This window comes from Arthrobacter sp. SDR-2R (genome assembly GCF_057747955.1).
Map to the genome: position 1 here is coordinate 2348531 of NZ_CM173231.1, position 16469 is coordinate 2364999.

Annotated in this window: 15 protein-coding genes, 2 tRNA genes and 1 pseudogene; 13 read left to right on the top strand and 5 right to left on the bottom strand. The window is 65.4% G+C overall.

The window, feature by feature from the left end:
- Positions 1 to 11: 11 nt before the first annotated feature.
- Positions 12 to 671, top strand: coding sequence for a DUF8185 domain-containing protein (locus AC3ANU_RS10935; protein WP_018769487.1), 660 nt, complete (start codon positions 12 to 14; stop codon positions 669 to 671).
- Positions 672 to 714: 43 nt separating this feature from the next.
- On the opposite strand, the gene AC3ANU_RS10940 is transcribed toward AC3ANU_RS10935, so the two are convergent.
- Both AC3ANU_RS10940 and AC3ANU_RS10945 read right to left on the bottom strand, forming a co-directional pair.
- Positions 715 to 1209 carry a globin gene (locus AC3ANU_RS10940; protein WP_056390703.1) on the bottom strand — a complete coding sequence of 165 codons (495 nt, stop codon included), beginning with the start codon at positions 1207 to 1209 and terminating at the stop codon, positions 715 to 717.
- 1 nt (position 1210) lies between these two features.
- On the bottom strand, positions 1211 to 1894 hold the full coding sequence (locus tag AC3ANU_RS10945) for a mechanosensitive ion channel family protein (RefSeq protein WP_018769485.1): 684 nt from the start codon (positions 1892 to 1894) through the stop codon (positions 1211 to 1213).
- 67 nt (positions 1895 to 1961) lie between these two features.
- On the opposite strand from AC3ANU_RS10945, the pseudogene AC3ANU_RS10950 reads away from it, so the two are divergent.
- Positions 1962 to 2960, top strand: a pseudogene (locus tag AC3ANU_RS10950) (NAD-dependent epimerase/dehydratase family protein).
- A 17-nt stretch (positions 2961 to 2977) separates the two neighbouring features.
- Here AC3ANU_RS10950 and AC3ANU_RS10955 read toward each other — a convergent pair.
- Complete coding sequence (locus tag AC3ANU_RS10955) at positions 2978 to 3451, bottom strand: OsmC family protein (RefSeq protein WP_134164652.1); 474 nt, start codon at positions 3449 to 3451, stop codon at positions 2978 to 2980.
- Complete coding sequence (gene pepN / locus AC3ANU_RS10960) at positions 3448 to 6021, bottom strand: aminopeptidase N (RefSeq protein ID WP_056390698.1); 2574 nt, start codon at positions 6019 to 6021, stop codon at positions 3448 to 3450. The genes AC3ANU_RS10955 and pepN overlap by 4 nt, the downstream gene beginning before the upstream one ends.
- Before the next feature lie 175 nt (positions 6022 to 6196).
- Here pepN and AC3ANU_RS10965 point away from each other — a divergent pair, with 175 nt between their 5' ends.
- The 5 genes from AC3ANU_RS10965 to AC3ANU_RS10985 all read left to right on the top strand — a co-directional run bounded on the left by AC3ANU_RS10965 (position 6197) and on the right by AC3ANU_RS10985 (position 10178).
- Positions 6197 to 7225 (top strand): hypothetical protein, encoded by a 1029-nt coding sequence (locus AC3ANU_RS10965; RefSeq protein ID WP_018769481.1) that lies wholly within the window; start codon positions 6197 to 6199, stop codon positions 7223 to 7225.
- Positions 7226 to 7294: 69 nt separating this feature from the next.
- Positions 7295 to 7789, top strand: coding sequence for a ribose-5-phosphate isomerase (locus AC3ANU_RS10970; protein WP_018769480.1), 495 nt, complete (start codon positions 7295 to 7297; stop codon positions 7787 to 7789).
- A complete protein-coding gene (locus AC3ANU_RS10975) occupies positions 7789 to 8748 on the top strand; it encodes an Fpg/Nei family DNA glycosylase (RefSeq protein WP_488314526.1) in 960 nt (319 codons plus the stop codon). The genes AC3ANU_RS10970 and AC3ANU_RS10975 overlap by 1 nt, the downstream gene beginning before the upstream one ends.
- A 108-nt stretch (positions 8749 to 8856) precedes the next feature.
- Positions 8857 to 9327, top strand: coding sequence for a helix-turn-helix domain-containing protein (locus AC3ANU_RS10980; protein ID WP_478222907.1), 471 nt, complete (start codon positions 8857 to 8859; stop codon positions 9325 to 9327).
- A 50-nt stretch (positions 9328 to 9377) separates the two neighbouring features.
- A complete protein-coding gene (locus AC3ANU_RS10985) occupies positions 9378 to 10178 on the top strand; it encodes an IS3 family transposase (protein ID WP_488315969.1) in 801 nt (266 codons plus the stop codon).
- 594 nt (positions 10179 to 10772) lie between these two features.
- Here AC3ANU_RS10985 and AC3ANU_RS10990 read toward each other — a convergent pair.
- Positions 10773 to 10846 (bottom strand) — tRNA-Gly (locus AC3ANU_RS10990).
- Between the two features lie 131 nt (positions 10847 to 10977).
- On the opposite strand from AC3ANU_RS10990, the gene AC3ANU_RS10995 reads away from it, so the two are divergent.
- From AC3ANU_RS10995 to AC3ANU_RS11020, 6 genes are all read left to right on the top strand, one after another.
- A tRNA-Pro gene (locus AC3ANU_RS10995) sits at positions 10978 to 11052 on the top strand.
- Positions 11053 to 11131: 79 nt separating this feature from the next.
- Complete coding sequence (gene tig / locus AC3ANU_RS11000) at positions 11132 to 12526, top strand: trigger factor (RefSeq protein WP_134164653.1); 1395 nt, start codon at positions 11132 to 11134, stop codon at positions 12524 to 12526.
- Between the two features lie 233 nt (positions 12527 to 12759).
- Complete coding sequence (locus tag AC3ANU_RS11005; protein ID WP_056390687.1) at positions 12760 to 13383, top strand: ATP-dependent Clp protease proteolytic subunit; 624 nt, start codon at positions 12760 to 12762, stop codon at positions 13381 to 13383.
- A 36-nt stretch (positions 13384 to 13419) separates the two neighbouring features.
- On the top strand, positions 13420 to 14079 hold the full coding sequence (locus AC3ANU_RS11010; protein ID WP_018769476.1) for an ATP-dependent Clp protease proteolytic subunit: 660 nt from the start codon (positions 13420 to 13422) through the stop codon (positions 14077 to 14079).
- Positions 14080 to 14256: 177 nt separating this feature from the next.
- The gene (gene clpX / locus AC3ANU_RS11015) at positions 14257 to 15537 is read left to right on the top strand and encodes an ATP-dependent Clp protease ATP-binding subunit ClpX (RefSeq protein WP_018769475.1); all 1281 of its coding nucleotides are present in this window, start codon (positions 14257 to 14259) and stop codon (positions 15535 to 15537) included.
- A 13-nt stretch (positions 15538 to 15550) separates the two neighbouring features.
- Entirely contained in the window at positions 15551 to 16165 is a 615-nt protein-coding gene (locus AC3ANU_RS11020; protein ID WP_488314527.1) for a mycothiol-dependent nitroreductase Rv2466c family protein, read from the top strand.
- Positions 16166 to 16469 lie beyond the last annotated feature (304 nt).

A 16469-nucleotide genomic window follows, 5' to 3' on the forward strand; every position in this document is an offset into this window, starting at 1 on the left:
AGTGTTTAGGTGTGTCTGAACTTCTCACCTCGTCCTTCCGTTTCGCCGATCCCCGGGATCTCGCCGACCTGAAGACGTTTGCCACCAGGGCCAAAGCCATCGATGACGGCGCCATCCGGCTGCAGGCAGCCGGTTCCGTCCTGGCCGCGTACGTGTGCGTCCTGCGGCCCAGGCTCCTGGGCGAAGCCACCCCCACCATCCTGGGCCTGCGGACCATGGCGCTCGCCGAACCGTCCGGAACAGATGTCACTGTTGCCCTGTCCGCCGTCCTGGACCGGCTGGCACGCGCAGGGGAGGACGACGTCGAATTGCCGGTTCCGCCCAGCACCGTCACCGAATCCTGGACAGGAGTGGGCGCCCCAAGGGGCGGATGGGAGCTGCTGGGCGCTGTCAGCGACGCCGGCCTGAAGGCGGCGGCCGAAGCAGGCATGGCGGAGGTGGCGGGCATCGTGCCGGACAAACCGGGTGCCCTGATTGTCAACAACGCCCGGGCGGCTGTCTGGGGACGGGAACTGGACGCGTCAGGCCTGCCCGCCGGAGCGGCCTTCGCAGCGTTCGCCCTGGGCTTCCTCGCCGACGGCGACCAGAAGCTCTACCGCGCCGGCCGCTGGTTCCGGCTGACCGGTCCGCGCGGCCATGTGCTGGCGCGGACCGGCAGCGGCCTGCTGTAGCTGAAGGCGGCCCGGGCCCCTTCCAGGTTCCGGTCGGCAGGCGTCAGGCCTCGGAAGCGCTGTTCACCATGGACAGCGCCGCCCGCTCCATGTACTCCCACAGCGTGCCTTCGTAGAGCGGCGGCAGTTCCAGGGCGTCTACGGCGGTGCGCATGTGGAACAACCACCGGTCCTTCGCCTCGTGGGTCACCTTGAACGGCATGTGCCGCATGCGCAGGCGCGGGTGGCCGCGCTCCTCGCCATACGTTGTGGGCCCGCCCCAGTACTGCTCAAGGAACATCAGGAACCGGCGTTTTGCCGGGGCAAGGTCCTCCTCGGGGTACATGGGCCGCAGCAGCGGATCGGTGGCAACGCCGTCGTAAAAGACATCGATGAGCTTAACGAAGGTCTCGTGGCCGCCCACCGCATCGTAAAAGCTGTCTGTGTAGGCCGGCTTGCTGAAGGGATCGTTCTGCATCAACTGGGGCCGCTGCTGCCGGTCGGGTCCTGCTTTGGCAGGTTGGGGCTCAACAGGGCGCGGTTCAATCGGAAGCGACATGCTATTCCCCGGCTTTCTGGTCAGTCTTCTTCGTCTCAACATGGGCCGACCCCTGGTCGGTGGTCCCGTCGTCGGACTCGTGCAGCGGAACGTACCGTCCCTGCGAGCGGTTGCCCACGCGGAGGATCTCACCGTTGCGCAGGTACCAAATGGCGCCGTCGTCGGAGCGGACGCGGGTGATCCGCAGACCCATGGACTCCACTACGCCCACCACTTCGCTGGTTTCGATGACGTCACCGATTCCGTACTGGTCTTCAATGGTAATGAAAATCCCGGCCAGGAAGTCGCGGATCAGCTGCTGGGCGCCGAAGCCGATGGCCACACCCAGGATACCCACGCTGGTGAGCAGCGGGGCGATGTTGATGTCCAGGTTCTGCAGGACGTACATGCCGGTGATGACCACCACCAGCACGCCCACAATGCTGTTCAGCAGCGAGCCGATGGTTTCCGCGCGCTGCACGCGCCGTTCGTGGTCCAGGGCCCGGAAGGCCGGGGCCGCCCACCTAAACGTGGGCTTCTTGAAAAAGTTGCTTCCCGCCGCCACCCGTTTGGTGATGCGCGAAATGACGAACGTGGCCACGAGCCAGACGGCGACGCCGATGCCCAGGCTGATGACGATGCCCGGGACGCTCACGCCATCGGGCTGTGTTGTGGCGTTGGGAAGGATGGACAACATGCTGACCATGGGTGGAAGTAGCTCCTTGGGATATTGCTTGGTTCTCTTTCAACACTAGCCCCCGTAGCGTGGGGCCATGCGCATTCTCATCCTCGGCGGAACCGCCTTCCTCTCCAGGGAAATCGCCGGGCAGGCGGTTGCCGCGGGGCATGACGTGACGTGCCTGGCGCGGGGAATATCGGGTGAGCCGCCGCCGGGCGCCCACTGGGTCAGGGCGGACCGCGCGACGGGACCGGCTGCATATTCGGGCCTGGTGGGCGACTGGGATGCCGTGATCGAGGTGGCCCGGGACCCCGGGCCCGCCCGGCAGGCTCTCGCCGGCCTTGCCGGCAGGGCCGGGCACTGGACCTTTGTTTCCAGCTGCTCGGCCTACGCCGGCCATTCCGTCCCGGGAGCGGCGGAAGACGCGGCGCTGCTGCCGGCGCTGCCGCCGGGGGTGCAGTCCACGCCGGAAACCTACGGCGAGTCAAAGGTGGCCATCGAAGAAGCGACCCTGGAGGCCGCTGCCGGCAAGGCCCACCTGTGCCGGGCAGGCCTGCTCAGCGGCCCCGGCGACCCCACCGACCGCTACGGCTATTGGCCCGCCCGCATTGCCAGGAACTCCGGACCTGTGCTGGTTCCGGACATCGGGGAGAACCCCACGCAGGTCATGGATGTCCGGGACCTTGCGGCCTGGATCCTGCTCGCCGCGGGGAAGGGGATCAGCGGAACCTTGAACGCCCTTGGTGACCAGGTGCCGTTTGCGGAACTCATCAGCGCCTGCCACGGAAGCGTCCGCCTCCAGCAGCACCACGATTACCGCCGGCGGGGAGTGGCTGGTGGACCAGGGCGTGAACTACTGGTCCGGGCCGGACTCCCTTCCGCTCTGGCTTCCGCCCGGCCACGACGGCTTCATGGCCCGCAGCAACCAGGCTGCCAGGGACGCGGGAATGGTCCTGCGGCCCTGGCAGGAAACGCTGGCCGCCACGTTGGCCGATGAACGCCTCCGCGGACTGGACCGGCAGCGGAAAGCAGGCCTCTACCGGCAACGGAACAGCGCCTGGTGGCGATGCTCCAGGGCGAAAGCCGGGCCTGACGCGGATCCGGCAGGGCCTAACCCGCCACCGTCACCGGCTGGTGCTCCACCGGAAAATTCACGCTGCGGGCAATGAAGCAGAGCCGGTTCGCCTCGTGGTGGAGGCCGGCCGCCAGTTCGGCCTGTCCGGCGTCGGCCACCGTCACGCGCGGGTGCAGGACCACCCGCTCGAACTGCCCGCTGCCGTCCCTGTTGAGCCGCATCAGCCCGGTGGCCTCGTCCCGGTAGTCCGTGACCACCACCCCGTTCTTCACCGCCACGTGCAGGTAGGACAGCATGTGGCACTGCGCCAGCGCGGCCAGCAGGAGCTGCTCGGGGTTGTAGCGCCCGCGGTCCCCATGGAACGTCGGATCCGCCGAGCCTTTGAGGACCGGCAGGCCGGGGATGAGCACGTCGTGGTCCCGTGAGTAGCCCCGGTAGGACGAGGTGCCGTCCCCCCGGTTGCCGGTCCACTGGACTGCCAGTGAATACCGGTGTTCATCAAGACTCACTGGGGACTGCCGTCCGGAAGCACGTCGGCGGCGCGGGCACGCAGGGCGCGGGCAACGCCGTCGCGGTTCTCCAGCATCATCCGCCGCAGCGCGGCGCTTTCCGCCGGCAGCGACGCCAGGAATGCGTCCGTCCGGTCAATGGTGGCCTGCGTCGTCAGCAGCGCCGGGTAGAGGCCGACGACGATCTGCTGGGCGAGTGCGTGGGTCCGGGTGGCCACGATGCCCGGCACAGCCGCGAAGTACTTTTCGGCGTACGGTTCCAGCAGCGAACGGTCCAGCACGCGCATGAAGCCCGTTACGGCCGATCCCTGCAGCGCATTGGACAGCTCCCCCTTGACCACGATCGATTCCCAGGCCGCGGCCTTCGCCTCCGGGGTGGGGATGGCGGCCTTGGCCAGGGCCGCAGCATTCTGTCCGCTGGAGGTGTTGTCCCGCTCCAGCTCGGCGTCGATGCCTTCCTGTCCCATCCGGCCTCCGGCCACCAGGGACTCCACGAGCTCCCAGCGCAGGTCCTGGTCCACCGCCAGCCCGTCCAGGACAACCGACCCGTCCAGGAGGCCGGCCACCCGGTCCAGCTGGGACGCACTGCGGGCCAGGAGGGCAAAGGACTTGATGAACTGCAGCTGCGCATCGGAGCCGCCCGGGACGTCCGAGGCCAGGTCCCACAGCCGGTCCACCGCCGCAACCGCTGTGGCTTCGCGGTGTTCCTCGGCCACATAGAAATTGAGGGTGGTGGCCAGCTGGCGGAGCTGGACCAGGATCACGGAGGAGTCCGTTTCCGCCGCGACGTTGGACAGGATCAGCTCCACGTACTTCCGGGCCGGCGTTTCGCCGTCACGGGCAGCGTCCCATGCAGAATTCCAGACCAGGGTCCGGGGCAGGCTGCCGCCAAAATCCTTGAGGTGGGCGGTGGCGGTGGCCAGCGACTTGGGATCCAGCCGTACCTTGGCATACGCCAGGTCGTCGTCATTGATAAGGATCAGGTCCGGCTGGTCCATGCCGGCCACTCCCGGCACCTCTGTGCGGTCACCGTCCACATCCAGCTCTTCGCGGTGCACCCGCTCGAGCTTTCCGGCGCTGTCCAGGTTGTAGAAGCCCACGGCCAGGCGGTGCGGGCGGATAGTGGGCCATTCCGGGACCGCGGACTGCAGGATGGCGAAGGAACGCAGCTTCCCGTCGGCATCCACGTCCAGCTCCGGGCTCAGTGTGTTGACGCCTGCGGTCTCCAGCCACTGCCGGCCCCAGTCATCCAGGTCGCGGCCGCTGGCCTTTTCGAGCTCCACCAGCAGGTCGCGGAGTTCAGTGTTCTGCCAGGAGTGCTTGGCGAAATACTCCCGGACACCGGCCATGAACTGGTCGGGGCCAACCCAGGCCACCAGCTGCCGCAGCACCGAGGCGCCCTTGGCATAGGTGATGCCGTCGAAGTTGACCTCCACGTCCTGGAGGTCGTTGATCTCGGCGAAGATCGGATGCGTGGTGGGCAGCTGGTCCTGGCGGTAGGCCCACGACTTCTCCACGGAAGCGAACGTGGTCCAGGCGCTGGTGAAGGACGTGGCCTCCACCGCCGCCAGGTGCGACATGTACTCCGCGAAGGACTCGTTGAGCCACAGGTCGTTCCACCAGCGCATGGTCACCAGGTCACCGAACCACATGTGGGCGAGTTCATGGAGGACCGTGATGGCGCGCCGCTCGATCTGGGCCCCGGTGACCTTGCTGCGGAAGACGTAGCCTTCCAGGATGGTCACGGCACCGGCATTCTCCATGGCACCGGCGTTGAACTCCGGAACGAACAGCTGGTCGTATTTCTCGAACGGGTACGGGCAGCCGAACTGCGCCTCAAAGAACCCGAAGCCCTGCCGCGTCAGTTCGAAGATGTTGTCCGCATCCAGGTACTGCATCAGCGACTTCCGGGCGAAGACACCAAGGGGGATGATGCGGCCGTCCGAGCTGGTGACCTCGCTGCGGACGGACTGGTAAGGGCCCGCGATCAGGGCCGTGACGTAGGAGGACAGGCGCGGCGTGGGCGCGAACGCCCATACGGACCTGGCCGTGCCGTCTTCCGCGGGAGGCGCCTCCACGGGGTGGGGGGTGGGGGAGTTGGAGACAACGTCCCAGTGGGACGGGGCCGTGACGGTGAAGGCGAAGGTTGCCTTCAGGTCCGGCTGTTCGAAGACGGCGAACATCCTGCGCGAGTCCGGAACCTCGAACTGCGTGTACAGGTAGACCTCGCTGTCCACCGGGTCCACGAACCGGTGCAGGCCCTCACCCGTGTTCATGTACGGCAGGTCGGCCACGACGGTCAGTTCGTTGTGCTCCTGCAGGTCCGGCAGCTGGATCCGGACGCCGTCGGACACGGTGGCGGGGTCAAGGCTGCGGCCGTTCAGGGTCACGCTGTGCACGGTGCGGGTGACCGCATCAATGAAGCTGGACGATCCCGGCGACGCCGTGAACTTCACGGTGGTGGTGCTGCCGAAGACCTCTCCGCCGCGCGTCAGGTCCAGGCTGACATCGTAGGACTCGACGGTGATCAGTTCGGCGCGCTCACGGGCTTCGGCGCGCGTCAGGTTCATGCCTGGCAAAGGAGGTCCTCCAGAGAAGTTTTCGGCTGCCGGCCGGTGGTCCCGGGTCCGGCACTGTGTTGCATTCTTCCATCCTTGGGATCCTTGGCAAGTTGCGCAGCTCGCAGCGGCCGGCCGTTGCCGCCTGGGCGGTTGGCCGGGCGGCCGCAGGGGTAGCGTTAATTGCATGGGAAAGCTGCTGGATTCGGTGGATACCAAGGCACTCAGGTTCGCCGTGGGGTTCCCGGTCGTCCTGGCCGCTGCCTTCGCCTACTGCGCGTCGCTGCTGCGCCCGGACCTTCCGGAGCCGGTCGCCGTCCGGTGGACGGACGACGGCGGTGCCGCCTTTGCGCCTTTCGGCGCCTACGTGGGCGTGGGCGCGGCGATCATCGTCATCGCCGGATGGCTGGTCCTGCTGCAGGCGGTGCCCCTCAGCAGGCCGGTGATGATGCGCAGGATCATGATGGGGGCCGGGCTGTTCCTCAGCCTCTTCATCACCTCCGCCCTGGCCGCGGGGCTCATCGGCCAAACCGGGCTGGCCGACGCCCGGCAGTCGCGGGTGGACATGACCGTCCTTGCCCTCGGCAGCGGTGCGGCAGTGTCGCTCGGCGTCGCCATGGCCATGGTGTACAAAGCCGACCGGCAATGGTCGCCCGATGACGACCGTGCGCTGCAGGCCGCCATCACCAGGGAACTGGACCCCGACCTTGCCCTGGACACCGTCCGGCTCTGGGTCCACGCCAGGAGTTCGGTCTTTGTCATGATCGCCATCGCCTCCCTGTTCCCGGCAGCCCTTATCGCCGTGGTGGTGCCGTGGCTGGGCATCCTGCTCGTTGTCCTGGCCCTCGTGGGCGCCGCGTTCCTCTTTGCCCGCATCCGGGCGGACCGGCGCGGGCTGAAGGTCCTGCTGGCCGGGGTGGTGCCGGTCATGAATGTGCCGGCCGGCGCCATCTCCGATGCCAGCGCCGAGGACGTCAAAGCCGCCGACTATGGCGGGTGGGGCTACCGGCACCACGGCGGAACCGCAGCCATGCTGGTCAGCAGCGGGCCCGCCGTCGTCGTGAGCAAGACTGACGGCCAGCGCCTGGCCGTCAGCGGCGGAAGCCAGGCCTCCGCGGCGCGGCTGGCCGAAGTCCTCACCCGCGTGGCCGCGAGGGCCCGGCGCGGCGGAGGGCCGCCGGCCGGGGGCCAGCACCCGGAGGGCGGGCAGTCCTAGTATCCTTATCGGTGTCATTCCGGCCTCCACCGGCGACCCGCCAGCCCCACAACCGAACGGACTTTGCACGTGACCACTTCCCCTGCCTACCCGCGGGTCCACATCGCCACCGACCACGCAGGCATGGAGCTCAGCGCCCACCTGGTGTCCCACCTGACCGGCAAGGGATACGAGGTGGTGGACCACGGGCCCCAGGTCTACGACGCCCAGGACGACTACCCGTCCTTCTGCATCAACGCTGCCCTTGCCGTCGTTGCCGACCAGCAGGCAGGCGTCCACGCCCTTGGCATCGTGCTGGGCGGCTCCGGCAACGGCGAGCAGATCGCCGCCAACAAGGTCAAGGGCATCCGCGCGGCCCTCGCATGGAACCTCTCCACCGCCACCCTGGCCCGCGAGCACAACAACGCCAACGTGGTTGCCCTGGGCGGGCGGCAGCATACGTTCGAAGAAGCCACCGCGCTGGTCGAGGCGTTCCTGTCCGAGCCGTTCAGCAATGATGAGCGCCACGTCCGCAGGATCGAAAAAATCGCGGTCTACGAGGCAACAGGCGAGGTCATCGAGTAGTGCCCGAGGGCCATTCCGTCCGCAGGCTCGCCCGGCAGTTCGGCGATGTCTTCGCCGGTGAGGCACTGGCTGTTTCCAGTCCCCAGGGCAGGTTCAGCGGGGGTGCGGCGCTGCTGGACGGGCATACCCTGCTTGCCGCCGAGGCGCACGGCAAACACCTGTTCCTGCACTTCGACAACGCCCTGGTCCTGCACGTCCACCTTGGACTGTACGGGGCCTGGAGCTTCGGCGGGGACCGCACCTTCGCCGGCGCCTCCAGCATTGGTGCCCCCCGGCGCGTCGGGGAGCGGGAGGCCTTCGGTGACGGGGACGACGACGGCGGCGCGCCTTACGCCGGTCCGCCGGCGCCCGTCGGGGCCGTGCGGGTGCGGCTCGCCGGGAGCCATGGCTGGGCGGACCTTCGGGGTGCCACCACCTGCGAAACCATCACCGGGGCGGAAGTCCGCGCCGTGCTGGCACGGCTGGGACCTGACCCACTGCGGAACCTCCGGGGCGATGCCGGGCGCTTTGCTGCCAACGTCCAGGCGCGGACGACGCCCCTGGCTGCCCTGCTCATGGACCAGAAGGTGATTGCCGGCGTCGGGAACGTCTACCGGGCGGAAGTCCTGTTCCGCCGCCGCCTGGACCCCTGGCTGCCCGGCACTGCCCTGCCGGACAACGATGCCCGCAAGCTGTGGCGCGACATCGTGGCCGTCATGGGCGACGGCGTGACGGACGGGCGGATCATCACCACGCCGCCGAAGTACTGGGCGCTTGACGGCACCACCGCCGCCAAAGCCGCCGCGGCCGGCGCGCCGGTGCCGCCCAGGAGCGCCCACTTTCCCGGCAGCGACGATGCCCACTTCGTCTACAAGCGGCACGGCCTGCCCTGCCGCGTCTGCCGCACCATCGTGCTCATCGCCGACCTGGCCGGGCGGAACCTCTACTGGTGCCCTTACTGCCAGCAACCGGGGGAGTAGGAAGGCGAAACACGAAGAAGGCCCCTCCGGATGAACTGCTCCCCGAAAGTTGGACTGAGAAATCAGTTCTGACTTTCGGGGAGCAGTTTTATGCATGGAAGAAGTTCGTTGTCCGAGGAACAGCGCGAGGCCGCGGTGGCGCTGTTTGAGATCGGGTGGGGCTCCAGAGCTGTAGCAACCAGGCTCGGGGTGGGTCGGAAGCCGATCCTCCGGTTGCACGACAGATGGCGCGTTCGTGGAGATACTGCTCTTGTGACCAAACCAGGCAACCGCGTGTATTCATTCGAGCTCAAGCTCAACGCCGTGCAGCGATATATCTCCGGCGAGACCAGGGTCGCACTGGCCAAAGAGCTCGAACTATCCTCGCCACACCTGATAGCCGTGTGGGCGATGCGGTACCGGGCTCAGGGCGAGGAAGGCCTCCGTCCGAAACCTAAAGGCCGCCCAAGGAAGAACCCAGATACCCCGCCGCAGCAGGAACCGGAGCTGCAGCGGCTGCGACGTGAGAACGAACGCCTTCGTGCAGAGGTTGCTTTCCTGGGAAAAGTAAACGCCTTGAGGGACAGGGAACAGCGCTAAAGGTTCGCGCTGTCATCGCTCTCAAGGCTGAGCACCGATTAGAGGTTCTGCTGGACGTGGCCGGGTTAGCCCGGTCCACGTTCTTCTACCACCAAGCCAAACTCAATGGCCCCGATCCACGGGCGTCCCTGAAGGCCGCTGTCACTGACATTTTTACGAAGAACCACGGCCGGTACGGGCATCGCCGGATCCATATTGAACTGTTGAAGCAAGGATGGACGGTCGCCAAGAAGACGGTTCTGAAGCTGATGCGTTCCCTCCGGCTGGTCTGCAAGGTCCGAAGCAGGAAGCGGTACAACTCCTACCAGGGCGAGCCTGGCATCGTGGCCCCGAACCTGCTGAAACGCCAGTTCGACGCGGACGCCCCAGACCAGAAGTGGGTTACCGATGTGACCGAGTTCAGCGTCGGCGACAGGAAACTCTACCTCTCACCGATCATGGACCTGTTCGACCGGCAGATCATCTCCTACGCCATTGGGACCTCGCCCAACCTGGAACTGACCAACTCCTCATTGCGCGGCGCCTTGGCCACGCTGGAGAACGGGGAGAAACCCTTCGTCCACTCAGACCAAGGGTTCCAGTATCAGCACAACTCCTGGCGCACACTCCTGGAGAACGCCGGCGCCGTCCAATCAATGTCACGCAAAGCCAACTGCTACGACAACGCCGTCATGGAGAACTTCTTCGGACACCTGAAGGAAGAGCTCTTCCACCGCGTCCGGTTCCTCAACACCGACGCACTCGCATCAGCGCTGCACGCATACATCAGCTGGTACAACACCGAAAGAATTTCCACCAAGCTCAAGGGCTTGAGCCCGGCACAGTACCGTGCTCAGATGCTTGCGGCTTAGGTCCCAATTAGAAGCACAGCTGGACTAGGGTCCCCCCATTAGACCGCAGCCGAACGCGCCCTTGCCTGTCTGCACGACGATAAACACTCTGGCTTCGGCAGAAGGCTCCTGAGCAAATATCTCGCCCCCTCCGGCTGTCCTGCCTTGAGAGGTTAGGGCGGATACATCGTGTTCGGCGGGCTGTGGGTTGGGACCACAGTTATATTCGCGGTCGGCAAAGTGCACTTTGGACGGAACTTCCTTGGGCGACAGGACCCAGTCCGATGTCTGTTGATGGACGTTCCATAGCCGGACGCCGGCAAAAATGCCCGCCAGCACCAACACGGAAACCATCAAAGACAAAGCGATTCGCGTCCCCCGGCTCATGGACCAAACGATCCACGAATACGGCATGAAGGTCAATGAACGGGCTAAACCCAGGTGCAGCTCTCGTACCCCTTCGCTTGGCAGGTAGTACAAACACGCAGAAGTCCCCGCCCCAAATGGGACGGGGACTTCTGCGAAGAGCCGATCGCTGGCCGCTAAGGTGGATACATCGCATTTGCGAGTCCAACTTTCGGGGACCAGTTCAGGAGAGGGGCCTTCTTCGTGTTGTGGAGGGGACGACGGGAATCGAACCCGCGTAATCAGTTTGGAAGACTGAGGCTTTACCATTAAGCTACGTCCCCGAAGGAAGATCCGTTTTTCGCGGAAACTCCGGGCTGGCTGTTCAAGCCGGATACAACTAAACCTAATCCATGGCCTACGTGTCAAATGTGCAATCGCGACGCGCATCACCGTAGACTTGCCTGTGCACTTACGGGGTGTAGCTCAGCTTGGCTAGAGCGCCTGCTTTGGGAGCAGGAAGTCGCAGGTTCAAATCCTGTCACCCCGACTCTGCGGCCAGGACCGTCAGGCCTGGACATCCATTGCGTTTGCAGAAACCCATCCCACAACCCAGGAGTACTTAGACCGTGAAGAGCGCTGTCGAGAACCTCACCCCCACGCGGGTCAAGCTCAATGTTGAGGTCCCCTTTGAGGAACTGAAGCCCAGCATCGACTCGGCCTACAAGACCGTTGCCTCCCAGATCCAGGTTCCCGGGTTCCGCAAGGGCAAGGTTCCTGCCAAGCTCATCGACCAGCGCGTCGGCCGCGGCTACGTCCTGGAGACGGCCATCAACGACGGCCTCAACGGCTGGTACCAGGCTGCCGTGCAGGAGTCCGGCATCCGCCCCCTGAGCCGTCCCGAGGTGGAAATCACCGAGGTGCCCGATCCCTCCGCGACCGACGGCGGCCTGAAGTTCGCCGCTGAGGTTGACGTCCGCCCCGAAATCGAACTCCCGGACTACTCCGGCATCGAGGTCCAGGTTGCGGCTGCGGAATCCTCCGAAGCTGATGTGGACAAGGCGCTGGACGAACTGCGCGGCCGCTTCGGCACCCTGAAGTCCGTGGACCGCCCGGCTGCCGACGGTGACTTCCTCACCATCGACATCACCGCCACGATCGACGGCGAGGAAGTCGACTCCGCCGCCGGCCTGTCCTACCAGGTGGGCGCCGGCACCATGCTTGAGGGCATGGACGAGGCCGTGACCGGCCTCAGCGCTGACGAGGACGCCATCTTCGACACCACCCTGGTGGGCGGCGACCACGCCGGCGAAGCCGCCCAGGTCAAGGTTGTGGTGAAGGCCGTCAAGGAACGCGAACTGCCGGAAGCGAACGACGACTTCGCCCAGCTCGCCTCCGAATTCGACACCCTTGCCGAACTCCGCGAAGACCTGGCCAAGCAGGCTGCCGACTCCAAGATCGTTGAGCAGGGCGTAGAAGCCCGCGACAAGGTCCTGGACAAGCTCGTCGAAATGGTCGAGGTTCCTGTTCCTGACTCGGTGGTCGAGGAGCAGCTCGAAGCCCACTTCCAGGAGGGCAACGGCCACGGCGAAGGCGAGCACGACACCGAGGAGCACCGCGAAGAGGTCCGCGCCAACACGGCCCGCGCCTTCCAGAACGAGATCATCCTTGACGCCATCGCGGAAAAGGAAGAAGTCAACGTCAGCCAGAACGAGCTGATCGACTACATCGTCACCACCGCCAGCCAGTACGGCATGGATCCCAACCAGTTCGCCCAGATCATCGACCAGAGCGGCCAGGTCCCCATGATGGTCTCCGAGGTCCGCCGCCGCAAAGCACTGGCTGTCGTCCTTGGCCAGGCCACCGTGACCGACACCGAGGGCAACACCGTTGACCTCAGCGACTTCGTCCGCCCCGGCGGCGAGGAAGCCCCCGCTGCAGAGGCAGCCGGCGCTGACGCAACCGAAGCCGCCGAGGCGGAGGTTGTCGACGCCGAGGACGCCACGGCAGACGCCAAGGCCTAGTCCTTAACAACCCGCAGCAACGGCCCCTGGATCCTTCCGATCCGGGGGCCGTTCGCGTTGGACCCGAAACCCCGCAGCGCCGGTTCGGCGATCGTGCGCCGTCAGCGAACAGCCGTCAGTGCGCGAACAAAACGCCGGGGAAACCGGTTAGTGTCCAAGTAGTGATTTTCAGTGATGTCACCGTCACCAGTGAGAGGTAAGTAAACATGTCACAGCACTCAGAGGCCCCCCGGATGGCGACCGTCGATCCTGCAGCCCAGGACAACTACATTTACAACCGCCTCCTCAAGGAGCGGATCATCTGGCTGGGCTCGGAGGTGCGTGATGACAACGCCAACGCGATCTGCTCGCAGCTGCTCCTGCTCTCGGCCGAGAACCCGGAAAAGGACATCTACCTCTACATCAACTCGCCCGGCGGCTCCGTCACCGCAGGCATGGCCATCTACGACACCATGCAGTTCATCCCCAATGACGTCGTGACCGTCGCCACCGGCCTGGCCGCGTCCATGGGACAGTTCCTGCTCTCCTCGGGCACCAAGGGCAAGCGGTACGCCACGCCCAACGCCCGCGTCCTGATGCACCAGCCCTCCGGCGGCATCGGCGGCACGGCCTCGGACATCAAGATCCAGGCCGAGCTCATCCTGCACATGAAGAAGGTCATGGCGGAACTGACGGCCGAGCAGACCGGCCAGACCGTTGAGACCATCCTCAAGGACAACGACCGTGACAAGTGGTTCACGGCTAAAGAGGCCCTCGAGTACGGTTTCTTCGACAAGATCGCCGCGCACGCCGGTTCGGTATCCGGCGGCGGCGGAACGTCCAACGGGTCCTCCGGCGAATCAGCCTCCCAGAACTAACCGGCAACCAGAACACTTCGATCAGGAGCAAAAACAATGAACTACAACTTCGGGTGGTCCGCCGGCAATCTTCCGTCCAGCCGCTACGTCCTGCCGCAGTTCGAGGAGCGCACGCCCTACGGCTTCAAGCGCCAGGACCCCTACACCAAGCTGTTCGAGGACCGCATCATCTTCCTCGGCGTGCAGGTTGACGACGCCTCCGCCGACGACATCATGGCCCAGCTGCTGGTCCTTGAGTCCACCGACCCGGACCGCGACATCACCCTCTACATCAACTCCCCGGGCGGTTCGTTCACGGCCATGACGGCCATCTACGACACCATGCAGTACATCCGTCCCGAGATCCAGACGGTCTGCCTGGGCCAGGCCGCCAGCGCGGCTGCTGTCCTGTTGGCTGCCGGTACCCCCGGCAAGCGGCTGGCACTGCCCAACGCCCGCGTCCTGATCCACCAGCCGGCCTTGTCCGGCGGCCAGGGCGGCCAGGCTTCCGACCTGGAGATCCAGGCGGCCGAGGTCATGCGCATGCGCTCCTGGCTCGAAGACACGCTGGCCCACCACTCCGGCCGCACGTCGGAGCAGGTCAACAACGACATCGAGCGCGACAAGATCCTCACCGCCGAAGAGGCGCAGGCATACGGCCTGATCGACCAGGTGCTTGACTCACGCAAGATCAAGCCCCAGGCAATCACGAGGTAGCAGTACGGAAAGCCGGTGCGGCCCAGCTTCATTTGGCCGCACCGGCCTTTTCTTTCCACCCTTGGGGGCGAATGTGACCTAGAGTGGATGTTGTCACAAACCGGCCCCCGCGGGCCGGCCGAAGATTTCAGCAACGGTGCAGGGCTGCCTGGCAGCAGGATACTAAGGGGTTCACATATGGCTCGGATTGGCGAGAGCACGGATCTGCTGAAGTGCTCTTTCTGCGGAAAGAGCCAGAAGCAGGTGCGCAAGCTCATTGCCGGGCCCGGTGTCTACATCTGTGATGAGTGCATCGAGTTGTGCAACGAAATCATCGAAGAGGAGCTCGCGGAGGTGGCAGACCTCGGCAGCTTTGAACTGCCCAAGCCGCGCGAAATCTTCGACTTCCTGCAGGAATACGTCATCGGCCAGGAGCCCGCAAAGCGTTCCCTCGCCGTCGCGGTCTACAACCACTACAAACGCATCCAGGCGGGCCACGCGCCCAAGTCCGGAAGCCTGGGGGACGGCGGGCATCACGACGACGTCGAAATCGCCAAGTCGAACATCCTCCTCATCGGCCCCACCGGCTGCGGCAAGACCTACCTGGCCCAGACCCTCGCCCGGCGCCTGAACGTCCCGTTCGCCGTCGCGGACGCCACCGCCCTGACCGAGGCCGGCTATGTGGGTGAAGACGTGGAGAACATCCTCCTCAAACTCATCCAGGCCGCAGACTATGACGTCAAGAAGGCCGAACAGGGCATCATCTACATCGACGAGATCGACAAAATCTCCCGCAAGAGCGAAAACCCCTCCATCACCCGTGACGTATCCGGTGAGGGCGTGCAGCAGGCCCTGCTGAAGATCCTGGAAGGCACCGTTGCCTCTGTCCCGCCCCAGGGCGGACGGAAGCACCCGCACCAGGAGTTCATCCAGATCGACACCACCAATGTCCTGTTCATCGTGGCCGGCGCCTTCGCCGGCCTGGAGGAGATCATCGGTTCCCGCTCCGGCCGCAAGGGCATCGGCTTCGGCGCCCCACTGAACGACGCCAGCAAGAAGGTGGACTCCTACGGCGAAGTCATGCCGGAGGACCTGCTGAAGTTCGGCCTGATCCCGGAGTTCATTGGCCGCCTTCCGGTGATCACCACGGTGTCCAACCTTGACCGTGACGCCCTGATCCAGATCCTGTCCACCCCCAAGAACGCCCTGGTGAAGCAGTACCAGAAGATGTTCCAGATCGACGGCGTGGAGCTGGTGTTTGACGAGCCCGCCCTGGAAGCCATCGCCGACCAGGCACTGGAGCGTGGCACCGGTGCACGCGGTCTTCGCGCCATCCTGGAGGAAGTCCTGCTTCCCGTGATGTTCGATCTCCCGAGCCGCGAGGACGTCGCCAGCGTGGTGATCACCGAGGACGTGGTCCTGCGCGGGGCCGAACCCACCATGATTCCGCACGTGGCCAAGCGCCGTAAGTCTGCCTGACCGAGAGGACCCTGTGACTGTACCTGCCAAGAACAAAGCCGACTTCTGGTTCGACCCCCTCTGCCCGTTCGCATGGGTCACCAGCCGCTGGCTCGGCGAGGTGGAGGCCGTCCGGGACATCGAGACCGAATGGCACGTCATGAGCCTCGCCGTCCTGAATGAGGGACGCGACCTGGAGCCCGCTTACCGGGAGTCCATGATCAACGCCTGGGGCATGGTGCGCGTGATCATTGCGGCCCGCGAAGGGCACGGCCCGCAGGTCATCAAGCCGCTTTACGACGCCATGGGCACGCTGATCCACAACCAGGGGGAAAAGGACCGCGCACAGGTCATCACCAAAGCCCTCGCCGAGTGTGGCCTGCCCGCCTCCCTGGCCGATGCCGCCACCACCGACGCCTATGACCGGCAGCTCCGGGCCAGCCACGAAGAAGGCATCTCACTCGTGGGCCAGGACGTGGGAACGCCCGTGGTCGCTTTCAACGGAACGGCGTTCTTCGGACCGGTCCTGACCCGCATCCCCCGCGGCGAAGAAGCCGGCAGGATCTGGGACGCCACCACCACCATCGCCGCCTATCCGCATTTCTTCGAGCTCAAGCGCAGCCGCACGGAGAGCCCGGAATTCAACTAAGCGCCGGGCCGCCTGCCATTGGCTGGCCGCGCCAAGGGCCCCGCAGAAACTACCAGCGTGTAGTTCCTGCGGGGCCCTTGTGCATGCCTTGGGGCAGGAGAACAATGGTTTTTACCCACTTCGAAAGAGGCGGGACGCAGGAACCAAAGATCCAGTGATATGTAATTTGACGCAGCCATCGGCAAAGTTGAGTGCAAGCTACCAGTGACGGTGTAGTAAGACCTGGAGTTTCGGAGGATCCTGCCAGACCATCGAAATAACGTCACAAGATGGCCGAAAAGTCGAAGCCCCACCAACGGCAAAA